14 protein-coding genes are annotated in these 19,056 nt (G+C 33.4%); 12 read left to right on the forward strand and 2 right to left on the reverse strand.

The window, feature by feature from the left end:
• Nucleotides 1-56: 56 nt before the first annotated feature.
• Together FM121_RS00190 and FM121_RS00195 are read right to left on the reverse strand one after the other, a co-directional pair.
• A complete protein-coding gene (locus FM121_RS00190) occupies nt 57-779 on the reverse strand; it encodes an amino acid ABC transporter ATP-binding protein (RefSeq protein WP_086950142.1) in 723 nt (240 codons plus the stop codon).
• Nucleotides 772-2,226 (reverse strand): ABC transporter substrate-binding protein/permease, encoded by a 1,455-nt coding sequence (locus FM121_RS00195; protein ID WP_086950143.1) that lies wholly within the window; start codon nt 2,224-2,226, stop codon nt 772-774. Before FM121_RS00195 ends, FM121_RS00190 begins: the two co-directional genes overlap by 8 nt.
• 160 nt (nt 2,227-2,386) lie before the next feature.
• Between FM121_RS00195 and FM121_RS00200 the strand changes: the two genes are divergently transcribed.
• The 12 genes from FM121_RS00200 to FM121_RS00255 all read left to right on the forward strand — a co-directional run bounded on the left by FM121_RS00200 (nt 2,387) and on the right by FM121_RS00255 (nt 19,019).
• Nucleotides 2,387-3,460, forward strand: coding sequence for an iron-containing alcohol dehydrogenase family protein (locus FM121_RS00200; RefSeq protein WP_086950144.1), 1,074 nt, complete (start codon nt 2,387-2,389; stop codon nt 3,458-3,460).
• A gap of 243 nt (nt 3,461-3,703) precedes the next feature.
• Nucleotides 3,704-4,543 carry a BglG family transcription antiterminator LicT gene (gene licT, locus FM121_RS00205; RefSeq protein WP_086950178.1) on the forward strand — a complete coding sequence of 280 codons (840 nt, stop codon included), beginning with the start codon at nt 3,704-3,706 and terminating at the stop codon, nt 4,541-4,543.
• A gap of 74 nt (nt 4,544-4,617) precedes the next feature.
• The gene (locus tag FM121_RS00210) at nt 4,618-6,516 is read left to right on the forward strand and encodes a beta-glucoside-specific PTS transporter subunit IIABC (RefSeq protein ID WP_086950145.1); all 1,899 of its coding nucleotides are present in this window, start codon (nt 4,618-4,620) and stop codon (nt 6,514-6,516) included.
• A 115-nt stretch (nt 6,517-6,631) separates the two neighbouring features.
• Complete coding sequence (locus FM121_RS00215) at nt 6,632-8,065, forward strand: 6-phospho-beta-glucosidase (protein WP_086950146.1); 1,434 nt, start codon at nt 6,632-6,634, stop codon at nt 8,063-8,065.
• Nucleotides 8,066-8,151: 86 nt separating this feature from the next.
• On the forward strand, nt 8,152-8,958 hold the full coding sequence (locus tag FM121_RS00220) for a histidine phosphatase family protein (RefSeq protein WP_086950147.1): 807 nt from the start codon (nt 8,152-8,154) through the stop codon (nt 8,956-8,958).
• A 151-nt stretch (nt 8,959-9,109) separates the two neighbouring features.
• On the forward strand, nt 9,110-10,771 hold the full coding sequence (locus FM121_RS00225; protein ID WP_086950148.1) for a peptide ABC transporter substrate-binding protein: 1,662 nt from the start codon (nt 9,110-9,112) through the stop codon (nt 10,769-10,771).
• A gap of 190 nt (nt 10,772-10,961) precedes the next feature.
• The gene (gene pepT, locus FM121_RS00230; RefSeq protein ID WP_086950149.1) at nt 10,962-12,185 is read left to right on the forward strand and encodes a peptidase T; all 1,224 of its coding nucleotides are present in this window, start codon (nt 10,962-10,964) and stop codon (nt 12,183-12,185) included.
• Between the two features lie 94 nt (nt 12,186-12,279).
• A complete protein-coding gene (locus FM121_RS00235) occupies nt 12,280-13,062 on the forward strand; it encodes an SDR family oxidoreductase (protein WP_086950150.1) in 783 nt (260 codons plus the stop codon).
• A gap of 372 nt (nt 13,063-13,434) precedes the next feature.
• Nucleotides 13,435-14,949, forward strand: coding sequence for a flavocytochrome c (locus FM121_RS00240; protein ID WP_086950151.1), 1,515 nt, complete (start codon nt 13,435-13,437; stop codon nt 14,947-14,949).
• 170 nt (nt 14,950-15,119) lie between these two features.
• Nucleotides 15,120-15,422 (forward strand): hypothetical protein, encoded by a 303-nt coding sequence (locus FM121_RS00245; protein ID WP_086950152.1) that lies wholly within the window; start codon nt 15,120-15,122, stop codon nt 15,420-15,422.
• Between the two features lie 74 nt (nt 15,423-15,496).
• Nucleotides 15,497-18,319 carry a sigma-54-dependent transcriptional regulator gene (locus tag FM121_RS00250; protein WP_086950153.1) on the forward strand — a complete coding sequence of 941 codons (2,823 nt, stop codon included), beginning with the start codon at nt 15,497-15,499 and terminating at the stop codon, nt 18,317-18,319.
• Nucleotides 18,320-18,521: 202 nt separating this feature from the next.
• Nucleotides 18,522-19,019 carry a PTS system mannose/fructose/N-acetylgalactosamine-transporter subunit IIB gene (locus tag FM121_RS00255; RefSeq protein WP_086950154.1) on the forward strand — a complete coding sequence of 166 codons (498 nt, stop codon included), beginning with the start codon at nt 18,522-18,524 and terminating at the stop codon, nt 19,017-19,019.
• Nucleotides 19,020-19,056: the final 37 nt, after the last annotated feature.

Raw genomic sequence — 19,056 nt, forward strand, 5'->3', positions numbered from 1 at the left:
CCTCCTTAAAATTTAATAATAAAAAACAAAGGTGTTTTAAACCTTTGCTCATTATTCTATAATACTTTACCCAAAAAGTCTTGTGTTCTGCTATTTTGAGGAGAATTAAAAATAGTATCTGGTGTTCCTTCTTCTTGAATAACACCATCTGCCATAAAAATGACACGATCAGCTACTTCTTTAGCAAATCCCATTTCATGGGTTACAACAACCATTGTCATTCCATTCTTCGCCAAATCTTTCATAACAGTTAATACTTCACCAACCATTTCAGGATCAAGAGCAGACGTTGGCTCATCAAAAAGCATCACATCAGGATTCATGGCCAGAGCACGAGCGATTGCTACCCGTTGTTTTTGTCCACCAGACAGCTGAGAAGGAAAACTAGCTGCTTTATCTTCTAAACCAACTTGATCTAATAATGTCAAAGCATTTTTTTCAGCAATATTTTTTGCTTCTCCTTTAACTTTAATTGGACTAATCGTTAAATTATCAAGAACTGATTTATGCGGAAACAGATTAAAACCTTGGAAAACCATTCCCATTTTTTGACGAAGTTCGTTGATATTTGTTTTTTGATCTGTTAAATTGATACCTTCAAATTCGATTGTTCCACTTGTAGGTGCTTCTAATAAATTTAGACATCTAAGAAAGGTACTTTTCCCACTGCCAGAAGGACCAATGACGACTACAACTTCACCTTGTTTGATTGTCACATCAAGTCCTTTTAATACTTCATTTTTATCAAATGTTTTAGTTAAGTTTTTTATTTTAATCATTTGATGCCATTCTCCTTTCAGCAACGCCTAAAATTCTAGATAATGTAAATGTTAAGACAAAGTAAATCATTGAAACAATCACAATTGGTAAGAAGGGTTTGAAACTAGCTCCTTGAACAACGCCACCTTGGAACATTAATTCAGAAACACCAATGACAGAAACCACAGAAGATTCTTTAATAACTGTGACAAATTCATTACCTAATGCAGGTAAAATATTTTTAATTGCCTGAGGAAAAACAATATGTTTCATCGCTTGGAATTGATTCATCCCAAGTGATCTAGCCGCTTCTGTTTGCCCATTATCGACGGCATTAATACCGGCACGGATAATTTCAGCAACATAAGCTCCGCTATTTAAAGAAAGAGCTAAACAACTAGCCGCAAGCGCACTAAGGTCAAGTCCAATCACATTTGAACCAAAGAATACTAAGAAAATTTGAACTAGAAGGGGTGTTCCACGAACGTATTCAATGTAAACCACTGCAATAATTTTTAATAATTTATTTTTAGAAAGTTTCATTAATGCTAGAATAGCACCAATCACTGCACCGAATAGAACACCAACAAATGCTAAAAATACAGTATAAGCCGTTCCTTTTAAATAAAATGAACCATATTTTTTAAAGAATGACTCTTCGTTAAACATTAATTTGTAGGCTTCTTCTTTGTAGCCATCCATTAATTTTTGATCCTTTATATCTCTAATTGATTTATTAACGGAATCAGCAAAATCTGTTGAGTTTTTAGGTATAGCTACTGCAGTTTCTTTTGTTCCGTTCTTAAAAGATAAATCAGAAGCAATAGCAAATAAATCACTTTGAGCGACATAGGCTTCTGCAACAGGTCCTTCAATTACAGCACCATCAATTTTTTTGTTTTGTAATTGTAAAATAATATCTGGTAAACGTTGTAATGAAACTGTATCTGCATGAAGTTCGTCATTTGATAATTCTTCTTGTGTTGATTGCTTTTGAGCCCCAACTTTCAATCCTTCAAAACTATTAATTGAATTAAATTTGTCTTTGTCATCTTTTCTGATAACAACCTTTTGATCAACTGTCATATACGATTCTGAAAAATCAACTTCTTTAAGTCTTTCTGGTGTAGGGGACATACCAGAAATGATCATGTCAATTTTACCTGTTTTTAGAGCACCGATTAAAGCATCGAAGCCATATTCTTCAACTTTTAGCTTAACCCCCATATCATCAGCAATCTTCTGAGCGATATCAATATCAGTTCCCACAATTTTATCTTTACCATCTACTGTAGCATGGAACTCGTAAGGTGCGTAATCAGCAGATAACCCAACTGTTAACACACCTTTATCTTGTACTTTTTTTAACGTAGGATCAGTATTTTCAGCGTGAACAGAAGAAAGACTTATTAAGCTGATTAAAAACATAATAATGATTACTAATTTTTTTTGCCATTTTTTTATCATAAAGTGCACTCCTTTTTATTTATCTTTTTTAATATAAAAAGAAGTATACATAAAAACAACTTGTTATGCAAGTTAAAAATGAATATTTGAATAAAAACTCGAATTTTATTGCATAAAAATCTTGTTTTAATTATAATAATGAATAAAAGGAGAGATAACAATGAACGAAACACTAATTGTTAGAGGAGCACCACAAGAATATATTTGTGAGTTAGGTGCTTGGGACAAACTAGAGAAACACTTAGAAAAAAGAGGAATTACAAAGATACTTATTTTACATGGAAGTGCTTCTTGGTCTGTGGGAGAAAAATTTTTCCCTAAACTAAAAAAAATAGAGCATTATTTTAAGCATTATAAAAATGAATGTAGCTTTGAAAATAAAGCATACTTTACTAATTTTATCCAAAAAAATGAAATAGATGGTGTAATTGCTTTAGGTGGTGGAAAAGTGTTAGATTTAGGTAAATTAGTGGCTAATGAGAGTCACTTACCTTGTGTTTGTTTACCAACATTAGCTTCTACATGTGCAGCTTACACCCCTTTAAGTGTTATCTATAATAAACAAGGTGAAATGGTAGATATGGTATTTTTTTCTCAGGGAATTAGTTTAACCTTGGTTGATCCGAGCGTTATTTTAAATTCACCAAAAGAATTATTAGTTGCAGGAATTGGAGATACATTAGCAAAATGGTATGAATCAGATCCTGTGATTTCACAACATAAAAGTTATTCAGCAGAACTTGCTGTGGCAAAATTTGCTGCGAAAGAATGTTGTGATAATTTATTAATTAGTTCAAAAAAAGCTATCGATGACTTTGAAAATAAACAAGTAACAGAAGATTTCATTAAAATAGTGGAAACAAATATCTTACTTGCAGGGATGGTAGGTGGCTTTGGTGATAAATTTGGAAGAACATCAGGAGCACACAGTATTCATGATGCACTAACTCGTGTACCAGGAACTAAAAAATATTTACATGGAAAAAAGGTTGCTTATGGTATTTTGGTTCAGCTTGTAATAGAAGAAAAGAATCAAGAAGTAGCTAAATTAATTCTTTTTTATAAAAAAATTGGCTTGCCTTATCGCTTTTCTTCATTAGGCGTAACAAGAAAAGATTTAGATTTGATAGCTGAAATAGCAAATAAAGATCCGTTGCTGCATTTACTACCACAGCACATAACACATGAAGTAATCAAATCTGCTATGATTGAATTGGAAGAAAGAGCCTACTGAGGTTATTGTAGACAGATTCAAAAATAATTTTTTTTGAATCTGTCATATTTAATAAAAATGATTTTTTGAAAACGTTGACAATTAAAAAATGATTTGTTATGATTTACCTGTTAATCAAATAAATAGATGGATAGTAACATTGAGTTGGCTAAACCTGATTTTTCTAAAGCAGACGCTTTTTTTGCGTATTTTTTAGAAAGGTTGGGTTTTTTTCTTTTTAAAAAGGGGGAAGGAGATAACAAAATGGTCATTCATAAAGTTCTCAATAATAATGTTGTCATTGTTTTAGATGAAAAAAAGGAAGAACAAGTTGTTACTGGAAGAGGGTTGGCTTATAAGAAAAAAGTAGGTGACAAACTAACGGAAGAGAACATTACACAAGTATTTAAACTAGCCAAAAATCAGACTTTTAATAAAGTTCAAGAGCTTTTAAAAGAAATACCAGTAGATATAATTGAAGTTGTTGATGATATTGTGAAGTTAGCTAGAGTAAGTTTAAATAAAGAAATTAATGACTCAGTTTATTTATCCTTGATGGATCATATCAATGGTGCTATTGAAAGAGAGAAACAGGGAATTGAACTTAAAAATATCCTGATTTGGGATATAAAACGCTTCTTTCCTGAAGAATATTTAGTTGGAAAAGAAGGCCTAAAATTGGTAAATGAAAAACTTAACCGAACTTTATCAAAGGAAGAAGCGGGATTTATCACGTTACATTTAGTGAATGCAGAAATGTCAGATAAATTTGATAATATTTATGAATTAACTGAATTGATGAGTCAAATAACCAATATTGTTAAGTATCATTTTAAAGTAGATATAAATGAACAATCGGTTTACTTTGATCGATTCAGTACACACCTAAAATATTTTTGTTACCGTATTTTAAATCAACGAACTTATAATAGTAAAGGAGATGATGACCTTTTTGAAATGGTAAAAATAAAATATGGTAATGAATATGAATGTGTTACAAAAATTAGCGAATATGTTAAACAGCGTTATAAATACAAAATGCCAAAGGAGGAACAACTTTATCTAATGATTCATATTACCAAACTAATTAATTATGAAAAATAACGAGTATTTGGATGGTAACATTAAGTTGGCCAAACCTTCATTATATAAAAATAGCTTATATGGAGGGAAACACAATGGGAAAATATCAAGAATTAGCGCAAGAAATTGTCAAACAAGTTGGAGGAAAGGAAAATATTAATAGTTTAACACACTGTGTCACGAGACTTCGATTTAAACTAAAAGATGAATCAAAAGCCAACGATGATATCCTAAAAAATATGGATGGTGTCGTAACAGTAATGAAGAGTGGTGGACAATATCAAGTAGTTATTGGGAACCATGTTCCGTTGGTTTATGCTGATGTTGTAGAATTAACAGGCGTTTCAGAAAGCTCAGATAGTACTGATGGAGAAAAAATGAAAGTATTTGATAGAGTGATTGATATCATTAGTGGGTGTTTTCAACCTTTCTTAGGTGCTTTATGTGCAGCGGGTATGATTAAAGGATTGAATGCATTATTAGTCTTTTTGGGAACTATCATTGGTGGTTTTAATTATGAAACAACAGGCGGGACCTATTTAATTTTAAATGCAATTGGAGATAGTGTATTTTATTTCTTACCAGTTATTATAGGGTATACATCAGCTAAAAAATTCAAACTACAGCCTATGATTGGTATGGTAATAGGTGCAGCACTTTGTTACCCAAGTATTCAATTATCAGCTCTATCAGGTACTGAACCAATAGGACAATTATTCGGGACAGATTATTTTTTCAAATTTATGGGGATTCCTGTGCTAGCTAATAATTATGTTTCAACTGTCATACCGGTGATTGCTATTGTAGCGCTAGCAGCATATATTCAAAAATTTGCTAAAAAGATTATTCCAGAAATGCTAGCTAATTTCTTTGTTCCGTTTATAGTTTTGTTAATTGCTCTTCCGATAGGTTTTATTGTTGTTGGGCCGATTATTAGTACATTGACCGCTTTATTAAGTTTAGGTTTTTCAGCGCTTCATGGCTTTTCACCAATTATTTTTGGTTTAGTAGTTGGTTTTTTCTGGCAAGCTTTAGTTATTTTTGGTCTACATTGGAGTTTAATTCCTTTAGCAATGATCAACTTAGCAGAACTTGGCTTTGATAGTATTTTAGCAGCAACGTTTGGTGCCAGTTTTGCTCAATCAGCAGTAGTGCTTGCAATGTATTTCAAATTAAAAGATAAAAAATTAAAAAGTTTATGTATTCCTGCAGTCATTTCAGGGATTTGTGGAGTAACAGAACCAGCAATTTATGGTATTACCTTACCTAAGAAAAAACCTTTTATTTTTAGTATGATTGGTGGCGGAGTGGCAGGCGCATTTATAAGTGCAGTAGGCATTAAGAGCTACACAATGGGGGGCTTAGGAATTTTTGGAGTAGTCAACTTCATTAATACTAAAACTGGTGACGCTAGTGGAATGATTAATTCCTTTATTGCCATTGTTATTGCTTCAGTGATTGGTTTTGTATTAACTTATTTTTTCTGGAAAGATGATTATGTAGAAGATAAAACAGCAGAAACTATTACTAAAACTGTGGCTAAAGAAATTGTGAAAGCACCAATTAAAGGTAATGTTTTACCATTATCGCAAGCAAAAGATGAAGCTTTTGCTGAGGGGATTTTAGGTAAAGGAGTTGTTATTGAACCAACAGAAGGTGTTCTTCAAGCACCGTTTGACGGCACAATTCTTTCTTTATTTCCAACTAAACATGCAATAGGCATTGTATCAAATAATGGGTTGGAGTTATTGATTCATATTGGACTTGATACAGTTCAAATGGAAGGGGATGGCTTTAAGGCTTTCCTAGCTCAAGGTGACACGTTTAAAGCTGGACAAAAATTGTTAGAATTTGATATTGAAAAAATTGAAAAAGCAGGCTTTAGTACGCAGACACCAATTGTTATTACTAATTTTAATGATTATTTAGATATAGTTGAAAATACAGGTAAAAGTATGACAAATGAGGATGAGCTAATGGTTGCCATTATCTAATGTTGAGTGAGAGTGGGTGGTTAGGTTATTTTTAGTGCAAGAAAGATTTATAGTTATTAGAGGGAACAAAAGTAATTAAATTTACTATTAATATATATGATGGAGGTAAGGAATAATGGGATTTAGAAAAGATTTTTTATGGGGTGGCGCGACAGCTGCTAACCAATGTGAAGGTGGCTATGACAAAGACGGTAGAGGATTAGCAAACGTTGATTTAGCACCAGTGGGAGAAGATCGTTTTCCAGTTATTACAGGTGAGATGAAGATGTTTAATTTTGATGATAATCATTTTTATCCAGCGCAAAATGCGATCGATATGTACACTCATTATAAAGAAGATATTGCGCTATTTGGCGAGATGGGATTTAAAACATACCGCTTATCGATTGCTTGGAGTCGCATTTTTCCAAAAGGCGATGAAACTGAGCCGAATGAAGCTGGATTAAAATTTTATGAAGATTTATTCAAAGAATGTCATAAATATGGTATCGAACCTTTAGTTACTATTACTCATTTTGATTGTCCAATGCACTTAGTTGAAAAATATGGCGCATGGAGAAGTCGTGAAATGGTAGGTTTCTACGAAAATCTATGTCGTACTATTTTTAATCGCTATAAAGGGCTAGTTAAATATTGGTTAACATTTAATGAAATCAATATGATTCTACATGCGCCATTTATGGGAGCTGGTCTTTACTTTGAAGAAGGTGAAAATAAAGAGCAAGTTAAATATCAAGCGGCTCATCATGAATTAGTAGCAAGTGCAATTGCTACTAAAATTGCTCATGAAGTAGATCCTGAAAATCAAGTGGGTTGTATGTTAGCAGCTGGAACAAACTATGCGTATACATGTAAACCAGAAGATGTTTGGGCGGCTAAAAAGTCAGATCGTGAAAACTACTTCTTCATCGACGTACAATCACGTGGAGAATATCCTGCATACGCACTTAAAGAAATGGAACGTAATGGTATTAATATCAAAATGGAAGACGGAGACAAAGAGTTATTAAAAGCTCATACTGTTGACTTTATTTCATTCTCATATTATTCATCACGAGTTCAAACGTCAGATCCTAAATTATTAGAAGAAACAGCAGGTAATATTTTTGCCTCAGTTAAAAACCCACATTTAGAAGCAAGTGAATGGGGTTGGCAAATTGATCCACTTGGCTTACGGGTAACAATGAATGATTTATATGACCGTTACCAAAAACCATTATTTATTGTAGAAAATGGTTTGGGCGCAGTTGATACACCAGATGAAAATGACAATGTTATTGATGATTACCGTATTTCTTACTTGGCAGCTCATATTCAAGCCATGAAAGATGCCGTTGAGTTAGATGGTGTTGATTTATTAGGTTATACCTCATGGGGATGTATTGATTTAGTAAGTGCTGGAACAGGGGAAATGAAAAAACGTTACGGCTTTATCTATGTTGACCGAGACAATGAAGGCAATGGAACACTAAAACGTTCTAAAAAGAAATCATTTGACTGGTATAAACAAGTTATTGCGACTAACGGTGAAGATTTAAGTAACAAGTAAGACAATTGAAAGAGGCTGAAATTAGAAAAACAGTCTCTTTTTCTATGATAAAAAATAAAAATGTTTACATAAAAGGGGTAATAATTATGAAAAAGTCAATTAAAATGTTAGGTATCACAGCGTTAACTTTAGCACTATTCACAGCTTGTACACCAGAGAAAAAAGCAGAAGAAAAGACCAAAGAAAAACCAAAAGAAGAGTTAACTCTGTATGTAGTCCGCCATGGTAAAACAATGTTAAATACCACAGATCGCGTTCAAGGTTGGTCAGATGCAGTCTTAACACCAGAGGGTGAAAAAGTTGTTAGTGCTGCTGGAAAAGGCATGAAAGATATTGAGTTTCAAAATGCTTACAGTAGTGACAGTGGACGTGCGATGCAAACGGCAAATTTAATTTTAAAAGAAAATAAAACATCTTCGAAATTAGATCTAGAAACAGATCCAGGTTTAAGAGAATTTAACTTTGGAACGTATGAAGGTGATCTAAACCATACAATGTGGAATGATATTGCTAAACATCAAGGTGTTACACCAGAAGAGTTTTTGAAAAATATGTCACCTGAATCTTTTGCTAATAGTGTGGCAGAAATAGACAAAGAAAAAAATAAAGATGGCAAAAATTGGCCGGCTGAAGATTTTAAAACAATTACAGATCGATTAACTAAATCTGTTGATAGTATTGTCGAAAAAGAAATGAAAAATGATGGTAGTGGCAATGTTCTAGTAGTATCTCATGGATTAAGTATTTCTGCCCTATTAGATACTTTGTTTGATGACTTCAAATTACCAGAAGGCGGTCTAAAAAATGCTAGCGTTTCTGTGATTAAAGTGAAAAATGGCAAGTATACTTTAGAAAGTGTTAATGATACAAGCTATATTGAAAAAGGAAAATAATAATATATTTTAATGAAGAGTAGTGTGGGTCAAAGTAATTTTGATTCACACTATTTTTTTATTAAAATTAAAATTAGATTAAAAAAAGATTGCTTAATTCTCATTTATATAATAGACTTATTCTTATAGTTAATATTAGGGGGATGTTTTTATGAGATATAAAAAATTAATTGGTTCAATAGTTATCTTGAGTTCAGTTGTGCTCTTAGCTGGTTGCTCAAGTGGAGGAGAGAGTAAAAAAAATAAAACAAAGAAAAATGCTACCACAGAGCAAGTTGCAAAATTTGGTATTCCGCAAGAAGTAGCGAGTATTGATCCAGCTAAGGCAACAGATAAAGTCAGTTTTGGTGTATTGAATCAAATATACGAAGGTTTTTACCGTATGGATAAAGATAATCGGCCAGAACCGGCAGGAGCTAAAGAACTAGCCAAAGTAAGTGATGATGGTTTGACTTATACATTAATATTACGTGAAGAAGCAAAATGGAGTAATGGAGAACCCGTTTTAGCTAAGGATTATGTCTATGCTTGGCAACGTGTAGTTAACCCAGAAACAGCTTCAGAGTATGCCTATTTAATTGAAAATGTAAAAAATGCGAAAGCTATTTCAGCGGGAGATAAAAAACCAGAAGAATTAGGAATAGAAGCAGTTAGTGATCATGAAATTAAAATTACACTAGATAATGCGATTCCTTATTTTGATTCATTATTAGCTTTTCCAACTTTTTTCCCATTAAATCAAAAAGCAGTTGAAGAGTTTGATAAAGATTTTGCCAATTCAAGTGAAAAAACTATCTATAATGGTCCGTTTGTTTTATCTGAGTTTGATGGGCCTGGGTCAGATATTGAATGGAAATATTTAAAAAATAAGGACTATTGGGATAAAGAAAATGTGAAGATTAATGAAATTCAAGCGACCGTTGTTAAAGAAGGGTCGACAGCATTAAATTTATATGAAGATGGTCAATTAGACGATGTGATTGTAACAGGTGAGTTAGCAAAACAATATCGTGAGGACCCAAACTTTAATGGAGAAAAAGATGGTCGTGTCATCTATATTGAGCCAAATCGTGAAAGCAAAAAAGCCCCATTTGATAATTTGAATTTCCGTAAAGCACTATACTATTCAGTAGATAATAAAGCTATTGTGGATACTATTTTAGGGGATGGTTCAGAACCAGTTACAGGAATTGTTCCAAAGACATTGGCAGTTAATCCAGAAACGAAAAAAGACTTTGTTGAAGAGTCTGGAGAATACAAAACTTATGATGAGAAAAAAGCAAAAGAATATTTAGAAAAAGCCAAAAAAGAATTAAATACAACAGAATTTAGTTTTGATATCTTAACGGATGATAACGAATCAACTAAAAAATTAGCCGAATATTTACAAGGGGCATTTAAAGATAAATTAGGGGTTAAAACAACTGTTACACCAGTAACTAAACCAATCCGTTTAGAACGAACAACTAAAGGTGATTTTGATATGGTGGTAACAGGATGGGGAGCAGATTACAATGATGTGAGTTCATTCTTAGATTTATTTGAAACAGGAAATAGTTATAATAAAGGGAAATACTCTAATAAAAACTATGACAAATTAATCCAAGATGCGAAGGTTGCTCATGCTACAGATGAAAAAGCGCGTTGGGCAGATTACTTAGCGGCTGAAAAAATTCTTTTAGAAGAAGATTCGGCAGTCATCCCGGTTTATCAAGTAGTAGAGGGACATTTAAGAAATCCTAATTTAACGGGGTACATTGCACATAGTGCGGGTGCTTCTTACGAGTACAAATATTTAGAGATGAAGGAATAAAAGAAGAAAAAGTCTAACTGATTAGTATTGGTGAAGTTGTCGTGAGAGTGGACTTTTTATTCCCTGACTATTAAAAATTATTCATATAAATAAAAATGAGGCTGACATTTGAGTCAGTCTCAACTTTTTTTTCTTTTTTTTGATTATGAATTAAGTGTCTTAAAAATAACGGAATAATAGGAGGAAAATTATGAAAGAAAAAATGTTAGAGCGGTTTATCGCTTATGCAAAGTTAGATACGAGATCAGATGCCACAAGTCAAAGGATTCCTACAACTAAATCTCAAGAAGAATTTGCATACATTTTGAAAGAAGAGTTAGAAAAAATTGGTTTATCAAAAATTAATTACAATAAAAAAAATGGATTCTTAACGGCTTATTTGCCTAAAAATTCAGAGAACTATCCAGCGATTGGTTTCATTGCTCACTTAGATACTGCTGATTTTAATGCAGAAAATATCTCACCTCAAATTCACGAAAACTATAATGGTGAGGACGTTTTGCTAAATCAAGAACAAAACATTGTAATGAAGGTCAGTGAGTTTCCCAATTTAAAAGATTATGTGGGGGAAACATTAATCACCACAGATGGCACAACTTTACTTGGCGCTGATGATAAGGCTGGGATTGTGGAAATTTTAGCTGCTGTAGATTATTTTTTAGGTCATCCTTTAGAAGAGCATGGAGATATTTGGGTGGCTTTTGGACCAGATGAAGAAATAGGTCAAGGTGCAGATCACTTTGATGTTTCAGCTTTTCAAGCAGAGTATGCATACACGATAGATAGTGGTCGTATCGGCCACTTTGAATATGAAACCTTCAATGCTGCCCAAGCAATAATTCAAATAGATGGAACAAGTGTGCATCCTGGTACTGCTTATGGAATGATGGTCAATGCGATTAAAGTGGGGAATTTGATTGATCAGCAATTACCTCAAAATGAAGTGCCTGAGAAAACAAGAGGTAAAGAAGGATTTTATCTACTTCATGATTTTAATGGAACGATTAATCAAGCCAAAATGACTTATATTATTCGTGATCACGATAAGAAATTTTTTGAAAAACGAAAACAAAAAATCGTAAATATTGTAGATGAACTAAATCAAGAATTAGACCGTGAGCGAATTACAGTGACTTTGAAAGATCAGTACTACAATATGAAAGAAATTATCGAGAAGGATATGCGTTCAGTTGATATAGCGGTTAGAGCAATGGAGAATCTAAACATCAAACCAATTATTACTCCTTTTAGAGGGGGGACGGATGGCTCTAAAATTTCATTTATGGGACTACCAACACCCAACCTTTTTACAGGTGGAGAAAATTTCCACGGACAATATGAGTTTATTACTTTAGAAGCGATGGAAATAGCTACAAAGACGATCATTGAAGTAATAAAAGAAAGTCGTATATAGTTAGTAGAGTCTTTGACTAAAAGGGTAAATTAACTTACACTTTAACTAAGAAAGGAAAGTTCAACTGTGTTTCTAAACTTAGGAGGGATCGACTATGTCAAAAATATTAAATGGTAAAAAAGCAATCATCACCGGAGCTGGTTCAGGGATTGGACGAGAGACAGCAATTAAATTTGCTAAAGAGGGTGCGAATGTAGGTTTATTAGATATTAATCCTGAAAGTTTATTAGAATTATCAACAGAACTGACTCAAATCGGTGTTAAAAACTATTTTCAAACAACAGATGTTTCAATTGAACAGGAACTACTAAATTCTATTCAAACTTTAGCTGAAAAGTTAGGTGGTGTAGATATTCTTGTAGTTAATGCTGGTATTAATGGCACGTGGGCACCAATCGAAAGTTTGTCAAATTCTGATTGGGACCGGACTATTCAAACTAATCTAACGAGTACTTTTGTATCGGTTAAGACAGTCATTCCTTATATGAAGGAAACTGGCGGAAAAATTGTTATTACGAGCTCGATTAATGGAAATCGAATTTATAATAACTTTGGAGCGAGTGCATATAGTACGTCAAAAGCAGGACAAGTCGCATTTATGAAGATGGCAGCTTTGGAGCTTGCGAGATATAATATTCGTGTGAACGCTGTTTGTCCAGGGGCGATTGATACCGCAATTAATGCCAGTACGATTGTAACAGAAGAAACAGAAGAAGTCGCAATCAAAGTAGATTTTCCGGAAGGATCACGCCCGTTATCTGATGAAACAGGAAAACCAGACCAAGTTGCTAATGTGATTTGTTTCTTATCATCAGATGATTCGGCTAACGTTACTGGAACGGAAATTTATGTAGACGGAGCAGAATCATTATTATAATAGTAGAAAGAAGAGAAGAAAAACGTTCTCTTCTTTTTTTTCTCCAGTTACTCAGAGCAAAGCAATTTTCAAACCACCTTTAACGGGATTTAAAAATCTGCTCCTTCGGTAACTTCAGCAATAGGGATCAATCGTGAAGAGATCGATTGTTCCCTATTGCTTCCAGTTACTCAGAGCAAAACGATTTTCAAACCACCTTTGTGATTAACGGGGTTCAAAAGGCAGCTCTTACGACAACTTCAGCTACTTAGAGCTAAACACCTTTTTCACCACCTTTGTGAATTAAATTACTTAAAAAAGGTTGATTTATAGATAAAAATATTGTAAGCTCTATTTAATTGTTCAAATAGTCACAAAAAAAGGAGAGTAACAATGAAAAACAAAATGTTGAAATCAGTTACAACGAGTTTGGCGGTATTATTTCTACTAGCTGGTTGTGGTGGAGCTAAAGATACAGCTAAGAAAGAAGAAAAGAAAGATACGAAAGCTTCTAGCACTGAAGTAACAACTGGAGCATCAGAAAAAGGTTATACTGATCCTAAAGAATTAAAAGATGAATATGATATCGTGATTGTCGGTGCTGGTGGAGCAGGTATGGCAGCAGCAATTGAAGCTAAAAATGATGGCAAAAATCCAGTTATTTTAGAAAAAATGCCGGTTGCTGGTGGAAATACACTGAAATCTTCAAGTGGGATGAACGCTTCAGAAACTAAATTCCAAAAAGAACAAGGGATTAAAGACAGCAACGATAAATTCTATGAAGAAACACTTAAAGGTGGACATGGAACAAACGATAAAGAATTATTGCGTTATTATGTAGATAATTCAGCAGATGCCATCGACTGGTTAGATTCAATGGGAATTAAATTAAACAACTTAACAATCACAGGTGGGATGAGCGAAAAAAGAACTCACCGACCAGAAGATGGTTCAGCAGTTGGTGGTTATTTAGTTGATGGCTTACTTAAAAATGTTTACGAAAAAGAAATCCCAATTTTTGTTAATGCTGATGTGACTGAAATTACTGAAAAAGATGGTACAGTTGATGGTGTTAAAGTAAAAGTTGAGAAAAAAGAAAAAGAAATCAAAAGTAAAGCGGTAGTCGTAACAACTGGTGGATACGGTGCTAACCCTGAAATGCTAGAGAAAGAAAAACCTGAACTAAAAGGCTATGTTACTACTAACCAAGCCGGTAGTACAGGAGATGGTATCAAGATGATTGAAAAATTGGGTGGACAAACTGTGGATATGGATCAAATCCAAATTCACCCAACTGTTCAACAAGATAAAGGTATCTTAATTGGTGAAGCAGTTCGTGGTGAAGGTGGTATCTTAGTTTCTCAAGAAGGTAAACGTTTTGTTAACGAAATGGATACACGTGATAATGTGTCAGCTGCAGAAAATAAATTAAAAGAAAAATCTTCTTACTTAATTTTTGATGCTGGCGTAAAAGAACGTGTTAAAGCAATTGATTTCTACGAAAAACAAGGATTTGTTAAAAAATCAGATTCAATTGAAGGTTTAGCTAAAGAGTTAGACATGGACGAAAAAGCATTAAACGAAACAGTAACAACATGGAACAAAGCCGTTGCAGATAAAAAAGATACAGAATTTGGGCGTGCAACTGGTATGGACAAAGGCTTAGAAAAAGCAGACTACTATGCAATCAAAATCGCACCTGGTATTCACTATACAATGGGTGGCGTGAAAGTAAATACTAAAACTGAAGTCTTAGATAAAGACGGCAATGCAATCAAAGGTCTTTACGCATCAGGCGAATTAACAGGCGGATTACACGGTGAAAACAGAATCGGTGGAAACTCAGTAGGAGATATCATCGTATTCGGACGCCAATCAGGAAAAGAATCAGCAGCCTTTGTAAAATAGAGTGAATTTAAAATCGGTTTGCCCCAAGCAACTGGAGGAAATAATAAAGAAGTCCGTGCTCTTTGGATTTTTTATTATTTGTGAAGTTGCCGAAGGGGCTGCTTATATTAAGAAGAGTCTATTAAATTAGGCTCTTTTTTTGGTATACTCAAATAAAAAGGAGAAAATATATGACTCAAGAAGAGTACTTACTAGTGTGTCTAATGGAAGAATGTTCTGAAATATCTCAAGCAGCAGCAAAAGCATTAAGATTCGGCTTAGAGGATACACACCCAGAAAGAGTAGATAAAACAAATGAGTTAGAATTATTAACAGAATTTTATCAGTTATTAACAGTCATGGATATGTTGCAAGAGAATGGTAAAATAAAAAAATTTTCTCCCACTGAAATTCAAGAAATAAAAGATAAAAAGAAATCAAAACTGATAGAATATATGAGTTATTCACAGGATAAAGGAAAGTTGATAGAATAAATAAGTGCCTTTTACTAAACAATTTGATACACTATAAATACAGTAATGGAGTGTATCAGTAAGGAAGGATCTAAATGAAACGAATTGACAAAGTGTATGAATACATCAAAGAGCAAACTAAAGATTTAGATGGGGAAAGTTTGAGGGAGAATTCAGGTGTGACAACTAATCAATTGTCAGAAGCATTAGGTATTCAACGAAGTAATGCAAGTAAAGATTTAAATTGTTTGGTACGAGAGGGATTAATCGATAAGATGGACGGTCGACCTGTTAGGTATGTCTGCAAATCTGTTTTTAGACACAAACCATTTTCAAAATATGTAGAGAGTTATAGAGAAGTCTCAGCACCGGTGCCTAAGTCACGTAAAAAAGAGGAAATTAAATCAAAGGATATTTTTAAACGTGTAGTTGGTTCTTATGGTAGTATGAAAAATTCGACGGAACAAGCTAAGGCAGCCATTCTTTATCCACCTAGAGGTTTAAATTCTTTAATCATTGGTCCGACAGGTTCAGGTAAAACGTTTTTTGCTCATACGATGTTTCAATTTGCCAAACAAAATAAAGTCGTTGGAAAAGATAAAGAAATGATTGTCTTTAATTGTGCGGATTATGCGAGTAATCCTGAACTTTTAATGAGCCATTTATTCGGTCATGTTAAGGGAGCGTTTACAGGTGCAGAACAAGAGAAGGATGGAATTATCAGTTTAGCTAACGATAGTTTTTTATTCTTAGATGAAATTCACCGCTTACCACCTGAAGGACAAGAGATGGTTTTTTATTTTATGGATACTGGAACGTTTGCTAAATTAGGTGAAACACAAAAAAATAATCGAGCTAATGTGCGTATCATCTGTGCCACAACAGAAGATCCGGCATCTTCTTTACTTAATACTTTTGTCAGAAGAATTCCAATTACAATCCAACTTCCTAGTTTTAAAGATCGAACTGCCAGAGAAAAGATTGATTTGGTTAAAATGATGATGACGATGGAAGCCAAGCGAATTCAGCGCAAAATCATTTTAAGTGAAGATGTAGTGAAAGCTTTAGTTGGTAGTGTTTCTTATGGGAATGTAGGGCAGTTAAAATCTAATGTTCAGTTAGTGAGTGCTCAATCCTTTTTAAATCAAATGGATCGAGAAGAGCTCCATATTAGCTTGGATGAATTGAACGAAGGAATAAAAGAAGGGTTAATAAGCCTAGCACATGATCGAAGAGCAATGGCAGAAATCACACCATTACTTTCGCCACAAATGGTGATTTCACCTAATGAGCCTTTAGAAATGTTTGCTGAAGACTCATATGAGTTACCTTATAATTTATATGAAATTATCGGTGATAAAGCGGCTGTCTTAAAAGAAGATGGCTTAAGTCAAGATGCAATCAATCATTTTATTTCAACAGATATTAATGTACATTTAAAATCATTTTATCGTAATCATGGTTTCACATTTGATACAGAAAGTAAGTTAACAGAGATTATTGATCAACGGATTATTAATACGACAAGAAAAATATATGAATATGCCAGAGAAGCTCTGAATTATGATTTTCAGACAAATTTTCTTTATGCTATGGGATTTCATATCAGTTCATTTCTGAACCGTCTTCAAAATAAAGCTGACAGTTTGACGCATGATAATGAGAATATTAAGAATATGGTTGCACATTATCCAGAAGAAATGGAAGTGGCAAATGTTCTAAAGAAAATAATCGAAGAGGATTATCAAGTAGAAGTCCCAACATCAGAAGTTCACTATTTAACGGTTTTATTGGTCTCTTTAAGGGAGAATAAAGAAGAAGGTCGAATCGGAGTTGTTGTTGCTGCTCATGGAAATAGTACAGCGACAAGCATGGTTCAAGTAGTGACACAATTATTAAAGGTTGATAATCTACGAGCTGTAGATATGCCTCTTGATATGAAGCCTAAGGAAGCTTACGAAAAAATCGTAGACGAAGTAGTTTCTGTTAATGAAGGAAGTGGGGTGATGTTACTTGTTGACATGGGGTCACTAGGCACATTTTCTGATGATATTAAACAAGAAACAGGCATCGAAATCAAAGTGATTGACATGGTAACCACAGCAATTGTTTTAGAAGCAGCAAGGAAATCAAGTTTACTGGATACATCATTAGATGATTTATTTGAATCTTTATCTCATTTTTATGGATACACTATGCAAAACGTTTCTAATACAACAGAGATAACTGGCACACAATACAAAGAAAAAGCAATTGTTGCCATTTGTGCTTCTGGAAAAGGAACAGCTCAGAGGATGAAGGAGTTAATTGATCGTTACTTAGTTTCAAAATTACAAACGGAGATAGTTGTTTTTCCTGTATCCGTTGTGACGCTAAATAAAGACATTCAAAAAATTAGAGAGAACTATCAAATTATCGCAACTACAGGAATTAAGGATCCTAAAATTGAAGTGCCATTTATTTCAATGGATCATCTATTTTCTGATTCAGGTGCGTTGATTTTAGAGGAAGTCTTAAATAATAATTATGAACCCAGTACATTAGAACTTTCAGAGGATGAGGGTCAAAAAATGTGTTATGAGTATATGCAAGAAAGTTTTACATTTATTAACCCTGAAAAATTAGTCCAGCCATTATGGGATTTTACAGATAACATTTGCCAGATTAAACAGTTAGAGGCGGAAATTCCTTTCTATATTAATTTATGTATGCACACTGCTGGAGCAATTGAAAGAGAGTTAAGAGATGATAGACTGACAGCTTCTCAGGAAGAATTAAATAATTTGGGTCAATCTTCACTATATCAAGATATATTACCAGCTTTTAATCTAATAGAAAATTTATTACAATTAAAAATATCGGAGGCTGAGCGCTACTTTATTATTAAAATAATAGAAAATGAAATTGAAAAAAAATAAAAAGACACAGTAAAGATACACTGACTCCTATTAGTAAGTGTATCTTTATTGTGTTTTTAGTGTATCTAAATAGTGCTGAATGTTGATGTATCAGTCGTTTGTTAGACTTAATTTAGGGTTGAAAAGTTGGCACAGTTATTGCATAATATAATATCGTAAGAGGAAAAGTTAATTTAGTGTTTTTTACATGGGAGGTTTTTTTATGAGCGTTGATGTTCGCTTAGTTCGGATTGATGATCGTTTAATTCATGGTCAAGTAGCGACTACTTGGTCAAAGCAAATGGGAATTGATCGGATTTTAGTTATTAGTGATGTAGCGGCGAATAATCAATTAAGAAAACTTTTGCTAAAGCAAGCAGCTCCAGCGGGTATCAGGGTGAATGTAATTAGTGTTGCCAGAATGATTGAAGTTTATCAAAGTGATATTCTCCAATATGAAAAAGTGGCCCTTTTGTTTACCTCACCTCATGATGTAGAAATACTCGTGAGAAAAGGAATGATTCTTTCTTCTATTAATATAGGAGGCATGAGTTTTTCAAGTGGTAAACGGATGCTAACTAATTTCGTATCACTAGATGAACAGGATATAAAATCCTTTGTTTACTTAGCTGAAAAAGGAATTGAGCTTGAGATTAGAAAAGTTCCTGCTGATCATAAAATCGACTTAATAGAAGCATTAAAAAAACAAAACTTCTTGTAAACGTTAAAGTAAATTTAGATGGCATCATCTGAATTTC

The organism is Vagococcus fluvialis bH819 (assembly GCF_900163795.1).
GTDB lineage: Bacteria > Bacillota > Bacilli > Lactobacillales > Vagococcaceae > Vagococcus > Vagococcus fluvialis_A.

Bases quoted from the DNA above. Each gene is read 5' to 3' on its own strand.
- FM121_RS00190 (WP_086950142.1), bottom strand. From the start codon at position 779: ATGATTAAAATAAAAAACTTAACTAAAACATTTGATAAAAATGAAGTA.
- FM121_RS00195 (WP_086950143.1), bottom strand. From the start codon at position 2,226: ATGATAAAAAAATGGCAAAAAAAATTAGTAATCATTATTATGTTTTTA.
- FM121_RS00200 (WP_086950144.1), top strand. From the start codon at position 2,387: ATGAACGAAACACTAATTGTTAGAGGAGCACCACAAGAATATATTTGT.
- licT (WP_086950178.1), top strand. From the start codon at position 3,704: ATGGTCATTCATAAAGTTCTCAATAATAATGTTGTCATTGTTTTAGAT.
- FM121_RS00210 (WP_086950145.1), top strand. From the start codon at position 4,618: ATGGGAAAATATCAAGAATTAGCGCAAGAAATTGTCAAACAAGTTGGA.
- FM121_RS00215 (WP_086950146.1), top strand. From the start codon at position 6,632: ATGGGATTTAGAAAAGATTTTTTATGGGGTGGCGCGACAGCTGCTAAC.
- FM121_RS00220 (WP_086950147.1), top strand. From the start codon at position 8,152: ATGAAAAAGTCAATTAAAATGTTAGGTATCACAGCGTTAACTTTAGCA.
- FM121_RS00225 (WP_086950148.1), top strand. From the start codon at position 9,110: ATGAGATATAAAAAATTAATTGGTTCAATAGTTATCTTGAGTTCAGTT.
- pepT (WP_086950149.1), top strand. From the start codon at position 10,962: ATGAAAGAAAAAATGTTAGAGCGGTTTATCGCTTATGCAAAGTTAGAT.
- FM121_RS00235 (WP_086950150.1), top strand. From the start codon at position 12,280: ATGTCAAAAATATTAAATGGTAAAAAAGCAATCATCACCGGAGCTGGT.
- FM121_RS00240 (WP_086950151.1), top strand. From the start codon at position 13,435: ATGAAAAACAAAATGTTGAAATCAGTTACAACGAGTTTGGCGGTATTA.
- FM121_RS00245 (WP_086950152.1), top strand. From the start codon at position 15,120: ATGACTCAAGAAGAGTACTTACTAGTGTGTCTAATGGAAGAATGTTCT.
- FM121_RS00250 (WP_086950153.1), top strand. From the start codon at position 15,497: ATGAAACGAATTGACAAAGTGTATGAATACATCAAAGAGCAAACTAAA.
- FM121_RS00255 (WP_086950154.1), top strand. From the start codon at position 18,522: ATGAGCGTTGATGTTCGCTTAGTTCGGATTGATGATCGTTTAATTCAT.